The 21,365-nt window shown below is 61.3% G+C and carries 18 protein-coding genes and 1 riboswitch; of the genes, 6 read left to right on the forward strand and 12 right to left on the reverse strand.

The features are described from left to right. Positions 1-83: 83 nt before the first annotated feature. The 6 genes from cbiB to BJ928_RS25320 all read right to left on the reverse strand — a co-directional run bounded on the left by cbiB (position 84) and on the right by BJ928_RS25320 (position 6,028). The gene (gene cbiB / locus BJ928_RS25295; RefSeq protein WP_047632912.1) at positions 84-1,064 is read right to left on the reverse strand and encodes an adenosylcobinamide-phosphate synthase CbiB; all 981 of its coding nucleotides are present in this window, start codon (positions 1,062-1,064) and stop codon (positions 84-86) included. After that, positions 1,061-2,059 (reverse strand): threonine-phosphate decarboxylase CobD, encoded by a 999-nt coding sequence (gene cobD, locus BJ928_RS25300; protein ID WP_047632910.1) that lies wholly within the window; start codon positions 2,057-2,059, stop codon positions 1,061-1,063. The genes cbiB and cobD overlap by 4 nt, the downstream gene beginning before the upstream one ends. Next, positions 2,056-3,363, reverse strand: coding sequence for a cobyrinate a,c-diamide synthase (locus tag BJ928_RS25305; protein WP_047632908.1), 1,308 nt, complete (start codon positions 3,361-3,363; stop codon positions 2,056-2,058). Before BJ928_RS25305 ends, cobD begins: the two co-directional genes overlap by 4 nt. Next, positions 3,360-4,208, reverse strand: coding sequence for a uroporphyrinogen-III C-methyltransferase (gene cobA, locus BJ928_RS25310; RefSeq protein ID WP_047632906.1), 849 nt, complete (start codon positions 4,206-4,208; stop codon positions 3,360-3,362). The genes BJ928_RS25305 and cobA overlap by 4 nt, the downstream gene beginning before the upstream one ends. A 293-nt stretch (positions 4,209-4,501) precedes the next feature. Next, positions 4,502-5,461, reverse strand: coding sequence for a nucleoside hydrolase (locus BJ928_RS25315; protein WP_047632905.1), 960 nt, complete (start codon positions 5,459-5,461; stop codon positions 4,502-4,504). Between the two features lie 162 nt (positions 5,462-5,623). Further along, positions 5,624-6,028 carry a cobalamin biosynthesis protein gene (locus BJ928_RS25320; RefSeq protein ID WP_047632903.1) on the reverse strand — a complete coding sequence of 135 codons (405 nt, stop codon included), beginning with the start codon at positions 6,026-6,028 and terminating at the stop codon, positions 5,624-5,626. Between the two features lie 148 nt (positions 6,029-6,176). On the opposite strand from BJ928_RS25320, the gene BJ928_RS25325 reads away from it, so the two are divergent. The 3 genes from BJ928_RS25325 to BJ928_RS25335 all read left to right on the forward strand — a co-directional run bounded on the left by BJ928_RS25325 (position 6,177) and on the right by BJ928_RS25335 (position 8,228). Next, a complete protein-coding gene (locus BJ928_RS25325; RefSeq protein ID WP_047633217.1) occupies positions 6,177-6,962 on the forward strand; it encodes a TSUP family transporter in 786 nt (261 codons plus the stop codon). Between the two features lie 100 nt (positions 6,963-7,062). Further along, a complete protein-coding gene (locus BJ928_RS25330; protein ID WP_047632901.1) occupies positions 7,063-7,428 on the forward strand; it encodes a nuclear transport factor 2 family protein in 366 nt (121 codons plus the stop codon). Continuing rightward, on the forward strand, positions 7,425-8,228 hold the full coding sequence (locus BJ928_RS25335; RefSeq protein ID WP_047632899.1) for a helix-turn-helix transcriptional regulator: 804 nt from the start codon (positions 7,425-7,427) through the stop codon (positions 8,226-8,228). The genes BJ928_RS25330 and BJ928_RS25335 overlap by 4 nt, the downstream gene beginning before the upstream one ends. Positions 8,229-8,243: 15 nt before the next feature. Here the strand turns inward: BJ928_RS25335 and cobO are convergent, their stop codons facing one another. From cobO to cobU, 5 genes are read right to left on the reverse strand one after another with little or no spacing between them, the layout of a single operon-like run. Further along, positions 8,244-8,888, reverse strand: coding sequence for a cob(I)yrinic acid a,c-diamide adenosyltransferase (gene cobO, locus BJ928_RS25340; RefSeq protein WP_047632897.1), 645 nt, complete (start codon positions 8,886-8,888; stop codon positions 8,244-8,246). Further along, on the reverse strand, positions 8,885-9,484 hold the full coding sequence (locus BJ928_RS25345) for a dimethylsulfonioproprionate lyase family protein (RefSeq protein WP_047632896.1): 600 nt from the start codon (positions 9,482-9,484) through the stop codon (positions 8,885-8,887). The genes cobO and BJ928_RS25345 overlap by 4 nt, the downstream gene beginning before the upstream one ends. Then, a complete protein-coding gene (cobN, locus tag BJ928_RS25350; RefSeq protein ID WP_047632894.1) occupies positions 9,481-13,470 on the reverse strand; it encodes a cobaltochelatase subunit CobN in 3,990 nt (1,329 codons plus the stop codon). The genes BJ928_RS25345 and cobN overlap by 4 nt, the downstream gene beginning before the upstream one ends. Before the next feature lie 9 nt (positions 13,471-13,479). Then, positions 13,480-14,529: a cobalamin biosynthesis protein CobW gene (cobW, locus tag BJ928_RS25355; protein WP_047633216.1), complete on the reverse strand. Its 1,050-nt coding sequence runs from the start codon at positions 14,527-14,529 to the stop codon at positions 13,480-13,482. Positions 14,530-14,534: 5 nt separating this feature from the next. Next, positions 14,535-15,059 (reverse strand): bifunctional adenosylcobinamide kinase/adenosylcobinamide-phosphate guanylyltransferase, encoded by a 525-nt coding sequence (gene cobU / locus BJ928_RS25360; RefSeq protein WP_047632893.1) that lies wholly within the window; start codon positions 15,057-15,059, stop codon positions 14,535-14,537. Between the two features lie 140 nt (positions 15,060-15,199). Further along, positions 15,200-15,598: riboswitch (cobalamin riboswitch) on the reverse strand. A gap of 180 nt (positions 15,599-15,778) precedes the next feature. Between cobU and BJ928_RS25365 the strand changes: the two genes are divergently transcribed. After that, entirely contained in the window at positions 15,779-17,575 is a 1,797-nt protein-coding gene (locus BJ928_RS25365; RefSeq protein WP_047632891.1) for a chloride channel protein, read from the forward strand. 92 nt (positions 17,576-17,667) lie between these two features. Here the strand turns inward: BJ928_RS25365 and BJ928_RS25370 are convergent, their stop codons facing one another. Next, a complete protein-coding gene (locus BJ928_RS25370; RefSeq protein ID WP_047632890.1) occupies positions 17,668-19,122 on the reverse strand; it encodes a cobyric acid synthase in 1,455 nt (484 codons plus the stop codon). Between the two features lie 235 nt (positions 19,123-19,357). Between BJ928_RS25370 and BJ928_RS38895 the strand changes: the two genes are divergently transcribed. Both BJ928_RS38895 and BJ928_RS25375 read left to right on the forward strand, forming a co-directional pair. Further along, complete coding sequence (locus BJ928_RS38895; protein ID WP_183079450.1) at positions 19,358-19,501, forward strand: hypothetical protein; 144 nt, start codon at positions 19,358-19,360, stop codon at positions 19,499-19,501. 822 nt (positions 19,502-20,323) lie between these two features. After that, a complete protein-coding gene (locus BJ928_RS25375) occupies positions 20,324-21,322 on the forward strand; it encodes an ABC transporter substrate-binding protein (protein ID WP_047632888.1) in 999 nt (332 codons plus the stop codon). Positions 21,323-21,365: the final 43 nt, after the last annotated feature.

Raw genomic sequence — 21,365 nt, forward strand, 5'->3', positions numbered from 1 at the left:
ATTCAGACGATGAGAGAGTGTATCGCTATGCTAATTATACCAAATTAATACACATAGTGAGCGATTGCTTAATTTGGAGACACTCACAGCAGCAGCAGGAAGCCCAGGAAGGCGAGAAGCGTCAGCATCGAGCAGGCGCAATAGAAGATCGAAATGCCCGCCTCGATGTCGCTGACGGTCGCCGTATCCCGGCCGGCGCCGTTGATCATCGGCTCGCGCACGAGCTCGCCACCATAGATTCGTGGCCCCGCGAGCTGGATATCGAGTGCGCCGGCCATGGCCGCTTCCGGCCTGCCGGAATTGGGCGAGCGGTGCAGCCCGCCATCGCGCACCGCGATGCGGATCGCATTTCCAAGCGCGGAGATCCCCCGCTTGATCAGAGCGCCGGCGGCGATCAGCAGGATCGACAAGCGTGCGGCCGGCCAATTGGCGATATCGTCGAGGCGCGCGGCGGCGCGGCCGAAATCGACATAGGTCTCGGATTTGTGGCCGATCATCGAATCGGCGGTATTCAGCATCTTGTAGAAGAACAGGCCCGGCAGCCCGAAAACTCCGTACCACAGGGCCGGGGCAACCACGCCGTCGGAAAAGTTTTCGGCAAGGCTTTCGATGGCCGCGCGGCAGATACCCGGCTCGTCCAGCGTCTCCGGATCGCGGCCGACGATCCGCGAAACGGCAAGGCGCCCGCCCTCCAGACCATCGGCACGGAGCGCCCGCGATACCTCGCCCACGTGATCGGCGAGGCTCTTCTGCGCCATGAAAACCGCCACCAACCCGGCCTCGACCAAAATGCCGAGCCAGCCGAAGAAGGCGAGAAATCCATGAATGGCCCAGCCGACGATAACTGCTCCCATCAGCAACGCCACGATCGACATGACCCCATTGCGGCGGCGCAGCACTCCGGGCAGGTGCTTTGCATTGAACCTGCGATCGAAAGACGAGATCGCTTTGCCGAACAGTACGACCGGATGCGGAAAGCGCTGCCAGAGCCAGTCGGGGTCGCCGACGATGCGGTCGAGCAGCAAGGCAAGCACCAGAATGAGCAGATGTTCGTCGGCGGTCATGTCGAATATTCCTCTAATACCCCGGCGAGTCTTTCGTCCGCCCCCTCGTCCGGAGCCAGCCCGAAACGCAGCCAATTGCGCGCATAATCGAACTTGCGAACCAGAATATGATGACGGCAGAGATGCGTATATATGCCCTCGGCGCGGTCGTCCGCAACCAGTGCAAACAGGGGAGTGCCTCCCGCGACACGCAGCTTGGAGCGCCGGAGAACCGTCTCCAGCGCCGAATGCCGTTGAAGAATGTGGTCGCGGATGCCGTTTGTGTCGCTTTCCATGAGGGAAGCGGCAATCGAAAGTGCCGGGCCGGAAACCGCCCAGGGGCCGAGCCAATCTTCGAAACGGGTCATGATCGAGGCTTCGGCAATCACAAAGCCGAGCCGCAGGCCGGCCAGGCCGAAAAACTTTCCAAACGAGCGGAAGATGATGAGGTTCGGCATCGAAGCGGCGAAAGGCGCCACGCTTGCCGCCGGCTCGATATCCCCAAAAGCCTCATCGACCAGAAGGATGCCGCCCTGTTCGCGTTGCCTGTCATGCAGTTCGCGCAACTGCTCGATGGACAGCACGCGCCCATCGGGATTGTTGGGATTGACTGCAACGACCAGCCTGTCATCGGCGGTGAGTTCGGCAATCGCCGAAACCTGACGAACCTGCAGCCCCGCAAGCGTGAAAGCCCTCGCATACTCGCCATAGGTCGGGGAGAGGATCGCAACGTTGCCGCCGGGCACGAGCCTTGGAAGCAATTGAATGACCGACTGCGTGCCTGGAACAGGCAATGGCAGGATATCGCCGCTGCGATAATGGCCTCTCGCCGCCGCCCGCGCCCGCTCCTGCAAATGCTGATCGGGCAAGCGATGCCATGCCGCAATAGGGATCTCGGGCAAGGAGACCGGATTGGGATTGATGCCCGTCGACAGGTCCAGCCACTCCTCCGGACGCCCGCCATATTGACGTGCCGCCGCAGTGATGCCGCCGCCATGAACGATCCTGTTCGTCATGCGGCCTCGCCAGCAAGATCGATCAGATGCATGTAGGAACCCGCGACATTGCCCCGTTGCAGGCCGGCCTCGCCCAGATCGACATCAAGCGCATCCCTGACGGCAAACAAGCGGTCCGCCTTGCCTTCGGATACGATGGTCGAATAATGAAACTCGTGCGCAGTCATCGGCTTCTCGAAGAAGGAGCCCGCAAGTGGCACCAGACGCCGATAGCCAAGATGGCGCTGCCGCTTTTCGTAGCTGGTGACGACGGGCAAGAGCCCGAGCATCCCGTGACGGGTGCCGGCCGCATCGACAAGCCCGTCACCGAGCACCATGTATCCACCGCACTCGCCATAGATGCGCGCGCCGCGCTCTGCAGCCGCCTTCACGCCATCCTGGAAATGCTTCGCGGCGGCAAGCTTTCCGGCATGCAGTTCCGGATAGCCGCCGGGCAGATAAACGGCATCGGCATCGGCCGGAGGCGCCTCGTCCGCGAGGGGAGAAAAGAAGGATATTTCCGCGCCGCGCCGCCTCCAGCCGAGCAGCATGTGCTCGTAACAGAAGGCGAAAGCGATATCCCGCGCCACAGCAATGCGCTGGCCGAACGGCATCAGGCGCGCAATATTCGCCACGGAGGGGCGGACGACATGCCGATGCGCCGCGCGCAAAAGCAGTTCGAAATCGCACGCCCTCGATACGGTCTCGGCAGCCGCTTCGATAAACTGCTCCAGCGCTCCATGCTCCGCCGCCTGCACCAGCCCGAGATGCCGCTCCGGCAATGTCAGGCCGGCATCGCTGCGAATGACCGCGACGACGGGCATCCGCACCGCATTCAGCGCCCGACGCAGCATCGTCTCGTGCCTGTCGCTGGCAACGCGGTTGAGGACAACGCCAGCGATGCGGATATCGGCGCGAAAATTGGCAAAACCGCTGACGACGGCGGCAACCGATTGCGACATGCGCGAGCAATCGACGACAAGCACGACGGAAAGGCCGAGCAAGGCTGCAAGATCGGCCGGCGTACCCGTACCATCGGCAGCGCCGTCGAAGAGACCCATCATCCCCTCGATGACAAGCATCCGCCCGCCAGCGCGATGAAGCGCGGCATTGGCGGAAATGAGTTCGGCGCGCATGGCCCAGGGATCGAAGTTGAGGCAGGCCGATCCGACCGCTGCGGCGTGGAAGGCGGGATCGATATAGTCAGGTCCGGCCTTGCCGGATGCGACCGCAACCCCCTTGTCTTGCAGCGCCCGCAGCAGACCGAGCGTGAACGTGGTCTTGCCCGAGCCTGACGAGGGGGCAGCGATCAGAAGGCCGCTCATGCCGGCACCCTGTGTCCGCTCTCGCCCGGCCTCTCAGCTGCCGGCACCAGCGTACGGCCCGAAAGAGCGCCCAGCCAATCGAGCGACGGCCGCAATTTCACCACCTCGCCGACGACGACGATAGCGGGCGGCGCAAGGCCGGAGGCTTCGACATCGTCAGGCGCTCGCCCAAGCGTCGTCTCCAGGACTTGCTGGGAAGGTGTGGCCGCATTGCAGACGAAGGCAACCGCCTCATCCGGCGAACGGCCGGCTGCAATGAGATTGGCGCTGATCTGGGCAATGTGCTTCATCGCCATATACATGACGATGACGGGCGATCCCCTGCCGATCGCCTGCCAATCGATCGCGTCAGGCACGACGCCGGAGGAATCATGGCCGGTCAGGAAGGTGACGGCGTGGTTGACGTCGCGATGGGTCACGGGAATGCCGGCATAGGCAAGGCCGCCGATCCCGGCCGTAATGCCGGGCACGATGCGGAAGGGAATACCGTGCTGGACGAGCATCAGCGCCTCCTCGCCGCCGCGCCCGAAGACGAAGGGATCGCCACCCTTGAGGCGCAGAACGCGCTTGCCGGCCCTCGCCAGTTCCACCAGCCGCAGCGAGATGTCCCGCTGCTTCGCCGACGGCTTGCCGCCACGCTTGCCGGCATATTCCAGCACAGCGCCTGGGCGGCTGAGCTTGAGACAATCTTCGTTCACGAGCGCATCGTGAACGATGATATCTGCCTCGGCCAACGCCTTGGCGGCCAGCAGGGTCAAAAGTCCCGGATCGCCCGGTCCGGCACCGACCAGCCAGACAGACCCCGGCTCCAAAACCGGCAGGTTGGAAAAAGCGGTATCGTTCATCCCATGTGTCCTATGCCTGGATGGCCGAAATTGCAACGTTGAGAACGGGATAAGACGATTGCAGCCTGATGTCGTTCCATTGGAGATAGTAGGCGACAGAAGGTCCGAAATGCGGCGATGAAGCGCTATGGGCTTTGCCAGCGACGACGGGTCGCAAAAACGCGAAGCAATTCGTGGGGGACTTCCGGATTCAATATATCCAGACATCCAACTATCTGCATGAAAAGACGATAGGAATGTGCCTTGCGCAAACAGGAATGCGAAGGGAGCGCAACGGCTCCCTCCGCGAGGCTTCAATGCTTCACCTTGCCCAGAATCACGTCGCGGATCAGGTCGAGAACCTGCTGCGAGCGAATGCCGGTGCAGGCGATCTGGCTCGGCAGATTGTCCCAATCGCCCGGCGGGAAGCGGCGGCCGTCCTGCTTGATGATGGTCTGGCCATCGGCGATGCCGCCGCAGACGACGCGGATCGACCCCTCGATCGTGTCGAACAGCTCGGGCGCGACGACATAGACGCAGGCGCAGCTGTCGTGAACCATCATACCATCTTCGACCGCATGCTTGTAGAAATCGATATAGGATTGCGACAGATCGGCCAGCAGTTGCACCGAAGGGCCGCCGGCCTTTGCCATATCGGCGAGATAGCTGCGGCTCATCGTCGTGACCGACGTCACGTCGAGACCGACCACGACCACCTTCCAGGCGGCCGTCATGACGACATCGGCCGCTTCCGGATCGCCGTGAATATTGGCTTCCGCGACCGGGGTGACATTACCGGGCACATAGAAGTTGCCGCCCATGATGACGACGCCCTTTACGAGCGAAGCGATCTCGGGATCGTGCTTCACCGCCAAGGCCAGATTGGTCATGCGGCCGACGGCAACCAGGGTCACCTCGCCTGGATTGGCGCGGACAGTGTCGATGATGAACTGATAGGCCGGACGCGGATCGGCCGGAAGGTCGATCGTCTCGGGCACATCGATGTCGCCGAGGCCGTTATGACCGTGAACCATCGTCGGCCAGGGGCGCTCATGCCGCGAGGGATCGAAAGTGACGCTGGCGCCGCGCGCGACCGGGCACGGAATATTCCACTCGCGCTTCAGGAACAGCGCGTTGCGTGTCGTGGTATCAACCGAGGCATTGCCGAAAACCGTCGTCACGCCGAGAAGGTCGATATCCGGGTGACGATGCAAAAAGAGAAGCGCCATGGCATCATCGACGCCCGGATCGGTATCATAAATGACCTTATGCATGATTTTTCCTTACCAATATGCTGAATAAGCTTGATCTTTCGGAAATCTCCTCCCGCTTCGGATCGCGCTTGACCTATCGGCATACACGAGAACAGCGGGCGGCGAAATGCCGCCGCGATGTCCTATGGTTCATTTATGAGAATTGCGTGGCGAATCTGCTGCTCAGACGACCCTGGCAATCGCAGCCGTGGCGAAACTCGACTTGATCTTAGGAAGCACGAGCTCCGAATCCGGGCCGGCAGCAGCAAGCGCCGCGGCTTCAGCAACGCCATGACAGCCGACATGGGCAAAGACCAGCTCGGACGGATTCTTCAGGCGAGGCGTCTCCCGCTCGAGCGCTTCAACAGTGAAGAAGCGCGCCGGAAGACGGAAATGTGTCGCCGTCGCAAGGATGGCCGGCTCGTCCATGCGCGTATCGATCGACACGACGGCGAGAACCTGTCTGCTGCCGATCCCGACCTCCTGAAAGGCTCTTTCCGCAAGCGCACGGACATCGTTCCAGTCCGTGCCACGCTCGCAGCCGAGCCCCAGAATATAGCGGCGGGTCGAATTGGCATATGTTGTCATAATCGCTCCCGACGGCAGAAACCGATGACAAAGGTGTAGCCATCCGTTCAAGAGCCGTCAAATTCGCGCGGTGCGTCCCGCGGGCGATTGCCTTGGGCCGGTCGAAGTGCCAGAAGGCCTTTTGACTTCCCGCCTCAGAGTTCTCGCCTTGCCAGACATCACCCTGCAGATTCTGCTTTTTCTCTTTGCCGCAGCATTCTTTGCGGGTTTCGTCGATTCCATTGCCGGCGGCGGCGGGCTGGTCACCGTGCCTGCCATGCTGCTCGCCGGTATTCCGCCGTTGCAGACTCTCGGCACGAACAAGGTGCAATCGATCTGCGGCTCGGCTTCAGCAACGATCGCCTATGCCAGACAGGGACATGTCCAGCTTCGCGAACAGCTTCCGATGGCAGCAATGGCGGTCATTGGCGGCATGCTCGGCGCTATGCTTGCGACAGTCATGCCGAGTGAAGTCCTGCGCATCATCCTGCCCTTCCTCCTGATCGCCATCGCACTCTATTTCGCCATGAAACCCAATCTCGGCGATGTCGAAAAGCATCGGCGCATGAGCGCCGGGCTCTTCGGCGTGACGCTGGTGCCGCTGATCGGCTTTTATGACGGCGCCTTCGGCCCCGGCACCGGCTCATTCCTGATGCTCGCCTTCGTGACGCTTGCCGGCTTCGGCCTGTTGAAGGCGACGGCGCATACGAAGCTGCTCAATTTCGGCTCCAACTTCGGCGGCCTCATTGTCTTCATCTTCTCCGGCGCCATCCTTTGGAAGGTCGGCCTGACGATGGGTGTCGGCCAATTCCTCGGCGCCCAGCTCGGCTCGCGGCTCGCCATGCGTATCGGCGCCAAGCTGATCAAGCCGCTGCTGGTCATCGTCTGCATCGCCTTTGCGGTGAAGCTGCTGGCCGACCCCACCCATCCCGTACGGCTCTGGCTTGGGCTGTAAGATCCGGGCTTTGATTACCTCCGACGTAATTGATAATGCTTCGGTGCGCGCCGATGATCGCCCTGCCTGAACGGTTCAGGCGATCCAAAGGAGTTGACCGATGACTGATGCGAACACCATTGCAGACCGCTATATCGCCATCTGGAACGAGGCCGATACCGAGCGCCGACATGCCCTCATTGCTCAGGCATGGACTGAAAATTGCAGCTATGTCGACCCGATGATGCGCGCAGACAATCGCGAGCAGATACACGCGTTGGTCACGGCCGCGCACGACCGCTTCCCCGGCTTCCGCTTCACGCTCATCACCGATGGCGACCGCCACGGCGACAATCTCCGCTTCTCCTGGGGCTTTGGTCCGGCTGATGCCGAGCCAGTGATCAAAGGCACGGATTTCGCCATACTCGAGGGGGATCGGCTGAAGTCCGTTCACGGCTTCATTGACCAACTACCGGCAGCCGCATGATGAACCCTGCCCGCTCTCTCGGCGACCATCTGCGCGAATGGCGTCAGCGACGACGCCTGAGCCAGCTCGAATTCGCCCTTCAAGCCGATATATCGCAGCGACATCTGAGCTTCATCGAGAGCGGGCGCGCGCTTCCAAGCCGCGAGATGCTGATGCATCTCGCCGAACGGCTCGGCGTGCCGCTGCGCGAACGCAATCCGATGCTTCTCGCGGCCGGATTTGCGCCGGTCTTTCCCGAGCGCAAGCTGGACGACCCGGCGCTTGCCCCGGCGCGACAGGCTATCGACCTCATCCTGAAGGGGCACGAGCCCTTCCCGGCCCTCGCGGTCGACCGGCATTGGACGATCATCGCCGCCAATGCCGCCGTCGCGCCGCTGCTTGCCGGCGTAACCGATGCGTCGCTGACGGATGGGCCGATCAATGTCCTCAGGCTGAGCCTGCACCCACAGGGCCTGGCCTCGCGCATTGCCAATCTCGCGGAGTGGCGTGCGCATCTGTTGGAACGCCTGCGTCAGCAGATATCGGCGACTGGCGATCCCGTGCTGGCAAAATTGCTGGAGGAACTGTCGGCCTATCCCGCACCGCCCGCGCCGAAATCGGCGGCTCCAGAACGGGATTTTGCGGGTATCGCTGTGCCGCTAGAGCTTGTCACCGAGGCGGGACATATCTCGTTTCTATCCACCACGACCGTCTTCGGCACACCCGTCGATGTCACTCTGTCGGAACTCGCGATCGAATCCTTCTTTCCCGCAAACCCGCAGACGGCGGAAGCCCTGAAGGCCATGCTGCCTTGCAGTTGAACGCCCGGCAAGTGCTCAGAATTCGACGCCCGGCTGGCCCTTGATGCCGGAGCGGAACGGATGCTTGATCAGCTCCATCTCGGTCACGAGATCGGCGATCTCGATCAACTCTTCCTTGGCATTGCGGCCCGTCAGGACGACATGCGTCATGTACGGCTTCTCGTCCCGGAGGAATTCGATCACATCCTTGATGTCGAGATAGTCGTAGCGAAGCGCGATGTTGATCTCATCGAGCAGCACCATCGAATTCCGCTCATCACGGATCAGCTCCTTGGCCTTTTCCCAGGCAGCGGATGCCGCCGCCACGTCGCGGGCGCGGTCCTGCGTCTCCCAGGTGAAGCCTTCGCCCATCGTATGGAACTGGCAGAGATCGGAGAAATACTTCTCGATCAGGTCGCGCTCGCCGGTCCACATTGCCCCTTTGATGAACTGCACGACGGCGCTCGGCTTGCCATGGGCGATGTGGCGGAAAATCATGCCGAAGGCGGAGGAGGATTTTCCCTTGCCCTTGCCGGTATGGACGATGATCAGGCCCTTCTCATCGGTCTTGGTCGCCATGATTTTGTCGCGCGCGGCCTTCTTCTTGGCCATCTTGTCAGCGTGGCGGGCATCGTCGTTCTTCGGTGCGTCCGCGCCGGTTTCGGCCAATTCGTCGCTCATTGCATTCTCCCTGATATGATCGATTTCTGTGCCAACGGCCCACCGCGCCAGAGGTAGAGCGCAACAAGCAGCTCATCTTCCGTGCGCATGGCATGGCGGATGTTCGAGGGGTGATGGATGATTTCACCGGACCAGCGCGGCAGGAACGGCTGCGCGTCCTTGCTCCACAGGGAGCCGTCGGTCAGGGGGATATAGATCTCCTCGGCCACATGATGATGATCCGGATAGTGGACGCCGGGGCCAAGCAATAGGAAGCCGCCAGCCATCTCCTCGCTCACGAAATGCCCGCGCGTGCCGAACAGCTCGACCCAGCCATATCGCTGCAGGAAATCCTCGCCAAAATCACCAATACTGTAGGTCTGGGCCCAATGCAGCCGATCCCCCGCGTGGGAGAGCCGGTCGAGCAAAGCCCCTTCCGCACCGGTGGCAACCTGATCAAGCCCGCGAAGATGGGAGACAACAGGCAGATCCCTCGGCGCGAGCACGCGCTCCTCGGTCGGCCAGTCAAAGCCTTCGATAAAATGCTGCAACAAGGGATCGCTGCGCGACTGCAGATAATCCCGAAAGGCGACCAGCAACTCGCCGACCGCGCTCATGCCGCCGCCTCCTTGCCCTTGCTCAAGCTTTCCAGATCGAAGCGCGCCGAATTGCTTCTCGGCGTCCAGAGCTTGCGATCGATCGCCTCCAGCAACCGCTCCCGCATGTCCCGCAACGCTGCCGGGTTCTTCTCCGCCATGAAATCCCGCACCTTCTGATCAACCACGAAAGCCTGATAGACGGCCTCGAAATGATGGTTGCGCACGGCACCCGTCGTCGCAGCGAAGGCGAAAAGATAATCCACCGTTGCCGCAATCTCGAAGGCGCCCTTGTAGCCATGGCGCATGATGCCATCGATCCACTTGGGATTGACGACGCGTCCGCGCACGACACGGCCGATTTCTTCCTCAAGCGAGCGGATCACAGGCCTTTCCGGCCTGGAATGATCGTTGTGATAGATCGAGGGGCGCGCGCCGCCGAGCTGCTCGGCCGCCGCAGCCATGCCGCCCTCGAACTGATAGTAGTCGTCGCTGTCGAGCAGATCGTGCTCGCGATTGTCCTGATTCTGCACGACCGCCTGGATCGACCGCAACCGCTCCTCGAAGACGCCGCGCTCGGCCTTGCCTTCTTCGCCGGCGCCATAGGCATAGCTGCCCCAGACGAGATAGGCTTCGGCCAGATCCGCACGCCGTTCCCATCCCTTCTCGTCGATCAGAGCCTGCAGACCGGCGCCATAAGCTCCGGGCTTGGATCCAAAAATACGATAGCCGGCGCGGCGGCTGGCAGAGGCGGTGTCTAGGCCAGCTGCTTCGAGCCGCGCGATCTCGCCACGCATGCGCGCCGCGATCGGATTGTCGCTCGCATCCTCCTCAAGCATGCCGACCGCACGGATCGCCTTGTCGAACAAGGCGATCTGCTCGGGAAAGGCGTCACGAAAAAAGCCGGAGATACGCAGCGTGACGTCAACACGCGGCCGCCGCAGCATGGCCGGCGGAATGATCTCGTAACCGGTGACACGGCGAGACGTCATGTCCCAGACGGGCTTGACGCCGATCAGCGCCAGCGCCTGCGCGACATCGTCGCCTCCCGTGCGCATGTTCGACGTGCCCCAGGCCGTCAACCCGAAGGAGACGGGCCATTCGCCATGATCCTGAACGTAACGGCGGATCAGCAACTCGGCCGATTTCTTGCCAAGTTCGTAAGCGGCCGGCGTCGGCACGGCACGGCTGTCGACCGAATAGAAATTCCGACCCGTCGGCAAGACATCCGGCCGGCCGCGCGTCGGCGCGCCAGAGGGTCCCGGTGGAACGAAACGACCATCAAGGCCTTTGAGCAGGGCCGAGATTTCAGCGTCGCCGCAGGCGAGGATGGACGGTTGGAGCTTCGAGGCAATCTCGCTGAGAACCATGCGGGTGTTTGGCCAGCTCTCGGGGCATGCCGTTTCGCCATCCACGAGTTCTGCGGCCAGAAGCTCGATGCGCTCGACGGTATCGCCCTGGGTGCGCCAAGGGGCATCGGAGATACTTTGCAGAATAGAGGGACGCGGGCCGGCCCATTCGGCGGCCATGTCGCAATCCAATGGGTCGAATGGTTTGCGTGGAGAGTTACCCCCCTCTGTCAGCTTCGCTGACATCTCCCCCACAAGGGGGGAGATCGGTGGGAGTATGCCGCCAGCCCCTCCTGTTTCATCACCAATCGCATCAGCGGATTCGATAGCAATTTGGGGCGATGTCGTGCCGCGAGCCACCAATCTCCCCCCTTGTGGGGGAGATGTCGCGAAAGCGGCAGAGGGGGGTATCACACCGTCAGCACTCTCCACGCCCTCGAACGCATCCCGAGCAATCGCCCGCTGCAGGCTCTGATCGCCACCCTCGCCCAGCCCGCGCGGCACTCTTGCCAGCGCCACCGTCAAATCCGTCAGTAGCCGCCCGGAAGGCGAAACGCCGAAGATGTGCAGGCCATCACGGATCTGCATCTCCTTGAGATCGCAGAGATAGGCATCAAGCTTGCGCAATGCCTCGTCTTCGCCCTCGCCCTTGGCGATGCCGGCATCCTGATCCAGCCCGATATCGGCGACGAGGTCGAGGATCTGCTTGCGCAACAGACGAATGCGGCGAGGGTCGCCGCCGGAAGCCTCGTAATATTCGTCAACGAGCGCCTCCAGATCCTTCAGCGGACCGTAGCTTTCAGCACGCGTCAAAGGCGGCGTCAGGTGGTCGATGATGACGGCGCTCGTGCGGCGCTTGGCCTGCGTGCCCTCGCCGGGATCGTTGACGATGAAAGGATAAAGGTTCGGCAGCGGCCCAAGAATCGCTTCCGGATAACAGACCTCCGAAAGCGCCAACGCCTTGCCCGGCAGCCATTCGAGATTACCGTGCTTGCCCATGTGGATGACGGCATGGGCATCGAAGGAGCGACGCAGGAAGTCATAGAAGGCGAGGTAGCCGTGCGGCGGCACGAGATCGGGAGAGTGATAGCTCTCCTTCGGATCGATATTGTAGCCGCGCGCCGGCTGGATACCGACAAGCACCTCGCCGAAGCGGGTAAACGGCAGGGCAAAGCCGCCATCGAGCGCGTAAGCGTCTGCCTCCGGCTCGCCCCAGCGCGCCGTGATCTCATCCTGAATCTGTTTGGGAAGCGACGAGAAGAAATCCTTGTAGTCGCTGAAGGAAAGCGTCTCGCGAACGACACGGCCATCATGCCCGGAATTTGTCGGGCCTTCCGCCAGATGCCGCATCAGCGCATCGCCATCGGCAGGTATATCGGCAACGCCATAGCCAGCCGCTTCCATCGCCTTCAGCACCTCGATCGTGCCGGCCGGCGTATCGAGCCCGACGCCATTGCCGAGGCGCCCATCGCGATTGGGATAGTTCGCCATCACAAGCGCAACGCGGCGATCGCTCGGCCGCGTATCACGCAGCCGCGCCCAATTAGCGGCGAGCCGCGCCGTATAGCGCATGCGATCTTCAAGCGGTTCGCTGGCGACGATATTGGCCTCAACCCTTTCGTCATAGCGGGCAGCGGCCTTGAAGGACACGGCACGGGCGAGAACGCGCCCGTCGACCTCTGGCAACGCCACGTTCATGCCGAGATCGCGGGCCGAAAGCCCCTGTGAGGACGCCTCCCATGCCTCTTTCGACGAAGCCGAGAAGATGGCCTGCAGAACGACAGCCTCACCCGTTTCCAGCACCGTCGGCTGGCGGTCCGCGCCTGGCGCCGAAACGGCAAAGCCCGTGGAATTAATGACCACGCCCGGCTTCAACTCGGTAAAGACGCTTTCGAGAATGCCGACGGAGACCGGATCTTTGAGGCTATAGGCAAAAACCGGCAGAGGCCGCATACCCTCGGTGACAAGCGCCTGCATCATGGCTTCGACAGGCTTCGTCTCACCACTCTGGACCAGCGCGCGATAGAACGAAATCGCCACAGTGGGAGGTTCGAATCCTGCAGGGACCGCCATCTCCGAAACGGAAACCCTCCTCCATTCCTCGACGCCGATCACGCCCCGGCCCGGCCACCAGATACCAGCCTTCATCAAGGGTGCGGCCGGCATGGGCTTCTCGGCGCCTGATAGCATCGCCTCGGCGTAAGCGAGAAATGCCGTGGAGTTCGCCTCGCCGCCCTCGATCAGATAGACCCAGAGCGCATTGAGATCATCGAGCGCAACATTGGAGAACGGCGTCAGCCCGGGATCGGGCTTCGAATCCCCCGGCAATACAGCAATCAACGCACCCTGACGCGCCGCACAGGCATGAAGCGCCTCCAGCGCATAATGAAAGTAGCTTGCTCCTCCCAGCGCCCGCACGATGATCAGCTTCGCATGCCGGGCCGTCCTATCGATATAGGTATCGACGGACATCGGATGCTTCAGGCTCATCAGGCTTGCAAGCCGAAGGGAACGGCCGCCCTCACCGTGAGCTGCGGCAATCGCCGCAAGCTCGGTGTCGGCGGCCGACAGAAAGACGATATCGCCGGGCGACTGCCCAAGGTCGATCGCCTCCTCGCCGTCGCTGATCGTTCCCTTCTGAGCCAGGAGGAGATGCATGGACTTCCCTTAGGCCAGCGCTTCGATCGCCTTGCGAACGATCGTCTCGTCCATTTCGTGCAGGCCGATCACGACAAGCCGGGTCGCGCGGGCTTCGCCCGGTGTCCAGGCGCGATCGAAATAGGTGTCGATGCGGCTGCCGACGGCCTGCAGCTGCAGGCGCATGGGCTTGCCGGGAACATCGACGAAGCCCTTGAGGCGCAGCACGTCATGCTCGGCGATCGCGCCCTTCAGCGCATCGACAAAAGCAACCGGGTCGGCAATCGGACCGAGTTCGACGACGAAGCTGTCGAATTCGTCGTGGTCATGCGGCGTGCCGTCCTCATGCTCCAGTTCGTGATGGGATTTGCGGTTGACGATATCGTCTTCCGTGCCGATGCCGAGACCGAGCAGAATTGCTGCCGGCACATCGCCGTTCTTCGCTTCGATGATCGTCGGCTTGCGGGCCGTGCGCGAGGCAACTTCGGCGCGGACGCGGCCTAGACCGTCACCATCGATCAGATCGGTCTTGTTGAGCACGATGAGGTCGGCGCAGGTCAGCTGATCCTCGAACAATTCTTCGATCGGGCTTTCGTGATCGAGTGAATCATCCTCGACACGGCGAGCTTCCACGGCGTCATGATCATCGGCGAAACGGCCGGCGGCAACGGCGGCGCTATCGACCACCGTGATGACGCCGTCGACGGTGACGTGCGTGCGGATGTCAGGCCAGTTGAAGGCGGCGACCAGTGGCTGCGGCAGCGCAAGGCCTGAGGTCTCGATGACGATGTGGTCCGGACGCGCATCGCGCTCCAGAAGTTTCGTCATGGTCGGGATGAAATCGTCGGCGACGGTGCAGCAGATACAGCCGTTGGTCAGCTCGATGATGTCGTCTTCGGTGCAGTTCTCCGCACCGCAGCCCTTCAGCACGTCACCATCGACGCCGAGATCGCCGAACTCGTTGATGATCAAAGCGATCTTCTTGCCGCCGGCATTCTGCAGGAGGTTGCGGATCATCGTCGTCTTGCCGGCTCCGAGAAAGCCGGTGATGACGGTGGCGGGAATTTTTTCCTGGTTCATATGCATCAACCCTTCATTTTCAGCGGCAGGCCCGCTGCGATAAAATAAACTTCAGCACTCGCCGCCGCGACCATCTGGTGCAGCCGGCCGGCATGATCGCGAAATTCGCGCGCCATGCGATTTTCAGGCACGATTCCCAAGCCCACCTCGTTGGAGACGAGAACGAGCCTTGATCGTGCTGTCGGCAAGAATGCAGTCAGGGCGGCAAACTCCGCCGCCATGTCGCGCTCCGCCATCATCAGATTGGTGACCCAGAGCGTCAGGCAGTCGACAAGCACTGCGTGCTGCTCCGCGTCAATCGCCGCAAGGCGAGTGACGAGATCCATCGGCTCCTCATGCGTCTGCCATTGATCGCCGCGGTCGGAACGATGCTGGGCAATGCGCTCGCGCATCTCGTCGTCCCATGCCTGCCCGGTCGCCACGTAATGACGGTCAAGGCCTGTATCCGAAACCAGAGATTCGGCGAATCGGGATTTGCCGGAACGCGCGCCACCGAGGACGAAAATGGCTCGGGAGGTCGAAGACGACATGCCTTATGCCCGCTCCCACGCACAAGCGAGGGTCGACAGCCTATAGCTGGAACCGGAAAACGGGCGTCTACACGCCGAAAACTCGTCTTGCGCCATGACAACCTCCGTGCTGGCAGCGGAACTTGCGTCCCAGAACAGGCTCTGTGCCCGGCACGCATGGCAGGTCTCCTGGCTCGCGGATAAGGCGCCGCGACGGGGCGGACCGAAACCGGTCGCCCCCGATCGTGCGCCAGCGGGTCTCTCTCGCCTTCCCGGCAATCCATCACGAAAAGGCGGACGATTCGTAGAATTGGAGGCGTCCAGCCCTGGTTGATCATGATGCCACGCCAGTGGCTTTTCCGGTTTGAGCCTGGCCCGCCCCGCTCGCCCCATGCGAACCATCGACGGATTAGACTTCAGACCGGACGAAAGACCCTGACCGCTCTACAGTCGCGGGGTCGGCTGTGATGAGAACGCCCGGCTTGGGTCCGTCCCGTCACATTCCCTTTTCATCCCATGCGGCGGATCGCCGCTCGGGAACCATTCGTTATATCGTCAATGATTAGGCTTTCACTTAGTTCAAGTCAATCAAGGGCATGGATGCGACCTTGGCCATCCTGATTGCGAAATCGGCGGAAAATTCCCGCAAAACCAACGGCTTTTTTGCCGTATTTCTTTGATGTTAGGAGTTTATAGAGGGTAAGTCCTCACATTGAGTAAAAACATATCGTCCGTTTCCCATGCTACAGAAATTCCAACCGCGACGCCTCGGCGTCTTTTCGGCCCTATTCGATCTCGCTCGGTTCAGGGCATTGCTGCGCCGTGGCGAGTTGGGACTCGTTTTCGCTGGCGCGCTGGTCGGAATAGCCTCCGGTTGCGCCGTGACGGCAATGAGCTATATCTCGCGCAAGCTGCACAGCGTCATCTACGGCATAACGGATTATGAGCGCCTGAGTTCGGCAGCAATGGCGATTCCCGACAAATCGGTATTGTTCATCGCGCCGGTCGCCGGCGGCATCATTCTCGGCATCCTGCTCTACATATTGTCGCGCACGCGCAAAAAGCCGATGGTCGACCCGATCGAAGCCAATGCGCTGCATGGCGGCCGCATGTCGCTCACCGATAGCATCATCGTTGCGGTGCAGAACCTGATCTCGAACGGTTTTGGCGCCTCCGTCGGGCTTGAAGCAGGCTATACGCAGATCGCCGCCGGCATCGCCTCGAAATTCGGCTACAAGATGCAGATGCGCCGCGCGGATCTACGCATGCTCGTCGGCTGCGGCGCGGCCGGCGCGATTGCCGCCGCCTTCAATGCCCCCCTCACCGGCGCCTTCTACGCCTTCGAGCTGATCATCGGCAGCTATTCGATACTGACGCTAACGCCTGTCGTCGTCTCGGCGCTGATTTCAACGATGATCGCAAGGCTGCTTGCCGGCGACGACTTCGCCATCGATATCGATCATTTCGGCGCCATCGTCCCGGCGGACTATCTTCCCGCGGTCCTGCTCGGCGCCTTCTGTGCCGGCATCGGCATCCTGATCATGCAGGGCGTCGCCTGGGTCGAAGAACTCGCGCGCAAAAGCTCGATCGCACCACCCTTCCGCCCTGCGCTGGGTGGCCTGGTCGTCGGATCTCTGGCACTGATCTCGCCGCAGGTCCTGTCAGCTGGCCATGGTGCGCTGCATCTCAATCTGTCCACGGACGTCACACTCGGCGCGCTGGTCGGGCTCTTCATCCTGAAATCCCTGGCATCGGCGGTTTCGATCGGCTCCGGCTTCAGAGGCGGCCTGTTCTTCGCCTCGCTGTTCATGGGCGCGCTGCTCGGCAAGATCTTCGCCTATTGTGCGCCCTATTTCGATCACGCCACGCTGACGCCGGTCGTCTATGCGGTGGTCGGCATGAGTTCGCTCGCCGTCGCAATCATCGGCGGTCCGCTGACCATGACCTTCCTGGCGCTTGAGATCACCGGCGACTTCCCGATCACCGCCCTGGTGCTCGCCGCCGTCATCACCTCTTCCCTGGTGGTGCGCACCACCTTCGGCTACTCCTTCGCCACATGGCGCTTCCATCTGCGCGGCGAAAGCATCCGCAGCGCCCACGACGTCGGCTGGATACGCAATCTCACCGTCGCCCGCATGATGCGCCCCGACGTGCATACCGGCAGTATCGACATGAGCATCGAGGAATTCCGCAAGAATTTCCCGATCGGCTCGGCCCAGCGCGTCATCCTAGTCGACAAGAACGAGAAGTATTCCGGAATGGTTCTTGTCCCCGACGTCTATGCGAGCCCGGTCGAGAAGGACGACGAAGAGCACGGCCTTTCCGATTTCATCCGGCTTCGCAACGAGTTCCTGCAGCCACAGATGAACGCCAAACAGGCCGCCGCCATGTTCGACCAGACGAAGAGCGAAGCGCTCGTCGTGGTCAACGACTTGATCGAGCGCAAGGTGATTGGCCTGCTGACGGAAAGCTATACGCTGCGTCGTTACAGCGAAGAACTCGACCGCCGCCGCCGGGAAGTGTCGGGCGAACTCTAAAGCAGCAAAGAACGCGGCGGCTTTCCGTTTGGAATTCGTGAATAAACAAAGAGATAGAGCGGTTTCGTAACTCGAGGAAAAACGGAAATTCTCTACCTCACGAGGCTGTCGAGCCAGGCGGGATCGAGCACGCTTTCCAGCTCCCTCGCAATATCGTCCAGCGCCGCATCGACACCGGCGCGATAATTCATTCGTTCACCGGAGAGGCCGAAACTCGCCAGCAGCTTTGCCCGGTAGGCGTCGCTGCCGAAGAGCCCGTGCAAATAGGTGCCCATGACGCGCCCGTCCGGCGATATCGCTCCATCGGGCCTACCGTCGATGACAGTCGAGGGCCGATCGCAGTCGGCGCCGTGCGTCACGCCGAGATGGATCTCGTAGCCGGACAGCGGCACGTCATATTCCCTCGATACCGCAAGGCTGTTGCGCACGGTCTTTTCCGGCGCCATCTCGGTCTCGACGTCCAATAGGCCCAAGCCGGGCGTCTCGGTCACCGATCCCTCGATGCCAAGCGGATCGTAGACGGTATGGCCGAGCATCTGGTAGCCGCCGCAAATGCCGATGACTCGGCCGCCTCGACGCACATGCGCGGCGATATCGCGATCCCATCCCTGCTCACGCAGGTCGAGGAGGTCACCGATCGTGGACTTGGAGCCGGGCAGCACCACAAGCCCCGCATCGGCAGGCAGACGCTCGCCGGGCCTCACAAAGACGAGATCGACGTCTGGCTCCGCCCGCAGGGGATCGAGATCGTCGAAATTGGCGATGCGCGACAGCACCGGCACGGCGACCTTCAACGCGCCAGAGGAGCCGCGTGCAAGCCGCTCCAATACGACGGAATCCTCGGCCGGCAGACGCGCCGCCGCTTTCAGCCACGGTACGACGCCGTGGCATTGCCAGCCCGTGAAGCCGCCGATAGCCTCTATGCCCTCTCCGAACAGCGAGACATCGCCGCGAAACTTGTTGATGAGGTAGCCGCGGATCATCCGCCGATCCTCTTCAGGCAGGATATGATAGGTGCCGACCAATGACGCGATTACGCCGCCACGGTCTATGTCGCCGACGAGTACCACGGGAACATTGGTGCGCGTCGCAAAACCCATATTGGCGATGTCGCCGCGCCGGAGATTGATCTCGGCAGGCGAACCTGCCCCCTCGACGATGACGAGATCGGTCCCTGCACGCATCGCGGCGAAGCTTTCCAGCACCGCACCAAGCAGCTGCGGCTTCAGTGCCTGATAGTCCCTGCCCTTGGCATGGCCCCAGACCTTGCCCTGCACCACGATCTGGCTGCCCGTCTCCGATTGCGGCTTCAACAGCACCGGATTCATATGCACGGAAGAAGGAACGCGCGCCGCCAGCGACTGCAGCCATTGGGCGCGGCCGATTTCGCCGCCATCCTCGGCAACGGCCGCGTTGTTGGACATGTTCTGCGGCTTGAACGGACGCACCCTGACGCCTTTGTTTGCGAACAGCCGGCACAGCCCCGCGACCAATACCGTTTTTCCGACATCGGAACCGGTTCCCTGCAGCATGATCGCTCTTGTCATTCCCCACCACCTCGAAATGCCGCAGCCACTGAAAACGCTAGATTCTGCCTTGATTTTGCCGCGATCCACGGTCGCTCGAAAGCGCGATGACGATACAAAAATGCATCACGTTCAAACATGCTCTGTTTGCGACATTGGATGACGATTTCATCCATTGTGAGTTACGCAGAAGAGGATTATCTCCATCGCGAAAACACACAACGAAACCGGCCGGTCCGGGTCGGAGGATACCCCAATGCTCTTCATCTTCAACAGACAGAATTCCATCCAGATCGCCTGGAACGGCAAACTCCCGGCACGCCGCCCGGAAAGCCGCCTGCAGCAGCTCGACACGCGTTTCGGCACGGTCGGCTTCATCCGCACCTATAATGTCGGCTGATATCGCGTCAAGCCGGCATCCAAGCATATGAAAGCCGCCATGCGACAGCATCGGCGGCTTTATTTTTTCGATCACTGCCAAGACGAGACTTTGACGGCTGCACTTCCGGCGGATGGCAAGCCGTCCCAAAATGGGACCCTTTAAAGCGCGAAAACCGCGTGATCCGGAGATCAACGCGGTTTGCCAAAAACGCCGGCTTCCCTGCACATACGCCGCAAGGTTCGCTTTCCCCGGTACGCAATACCTGATCCAGGGAGGCAGCGGATGTCCCCCGCCACGCATCGATTGATAAACCGACATCGTTACCGGACGGTTATTAAGTGCTTAAATTAGAGTGAATCTGAAAATTTTTTGAAAATTTTCTCCTCTGCGTTGAGAAATCGCAAACGACGCAAACAGGACATAAAACGTCTTTTAGGGACGCGATATTTCAGCGGTATTTAAATTTGCCCTGGCGGCAGGACGCCATCGAAGCCTTGCAACGTCCATTTTGCAGCCATGAATAGCAGAAAACAGGCTAATTCAGGCGCTTAATTAAGCTTCTCCAACAGGCGCGATAACTTCAATTGGCCGGCGGGCTGTTGATTTCTTCATTCAAATCCTTACGCTGCCTAATGTCGATGCAAAAAATGCCGGGCCGCGACAGGATTGCGCGGTCGCAAAAAGACCAAATGCACGACGGCAGCAGAGGGAACCGTACGGGCGTCGTCAGCGGCGTATGAACGGTTGCAATTGAACCGCGCTGACAAGGGGATCGACAGAAATCGAAAGCGTTTGGAGTCGATTTCCGCAACGTAACGAAAAATTGGGAGACGATATCAAATGAAGAAGCTTCTCGCTTCAGCCATCTTCGCATTCGGCGCCTATGCTTTGGCTGGCTCGGCGCAGGCCGCAGATTGCGGCAGCGTATCCATCGCGGAAATGAACTGGGCATCGGCCGGCGTTGCCGCCCAGGTCGACAAGATTATCCTGCAGAACGGCTATGGCTGTAACGTCACGCTGGTAACCGGCGATACCCAGCCGACCTTTACCTCCATGGACGAAAAGGGCGAGCCGGACGTCGCTCCGGAACTCTGGGTCAACGCCGTGCGCACCGCGCTCGACAAGGCCGTATCCGAAGGCCGCCTGATCGAAGCAGCGCCGCTGCTCAGCGACGGCGGTGTCGAAGGCTGGTGGATTCCGAAGTTCCTTGCCGACGCCCATCCGGACATCAAGACCGTTCAGGACGCACTGAAGCATCCCGAACTCTTCCCCGCCCCGGAAGATCCGTCGAAGGGCGCCGTCTATGACTGCCCTGCAGGCTGGAATTGCCAGATCTCCACGACGAACCTCTATAAGGCCCTTGGCGCCGACAAGCTCGGCTTCACGCTGGTCGACACCGGTTCGGCCGCAGGCCTCGACGGTTCGATCGCCAACGCCTTCGAAAAGAAGACCGGCTGGCTCGGCTACTACTGGGCACCGACCGCCATTCTCGGCAAATACGACATGGTTCGCCTGAGCTTCGGCGTGCCGCATGACAAGAAGGAATGGGACGCCTGCACCGCGATCCAGGATTGCGCCAATCCGAAGGTGAACTCCTATCCGGTTTCCGACGTCTATACAGTCGTGACCAAGGGCTTCGCATCGAAGGCCGGCGTCGCGATGGATTACGTCAAAACCCGCAAGTGGGATAACGCCACGGTCGGCAAGGTTCTCGCCTGGATGACCGACAATCAGGGTACCAACGAGGACGGCGCCAAGTACTTCCTCAAGACCTACCCCGACATGTGGACCAAGTGGGTTTCGCCCGACGTCGCCACCAAGGTCAAGGCTTCGCTCTGATCCGCGCTGTGGAATCGGCGGCAGGCTCGCGCTTGCCGCCATT

Source organism: Rhizobium sp. WW_1 (assembly GCF_003610155.1).
Taxonomy (GTDB): domain Bacteria; phylum Pseudomonadota; class Alphaproteobacteria; order Rhizobiales; family Rhizobiaceae; genus Rhizobium; species Rhizobium tropici_A.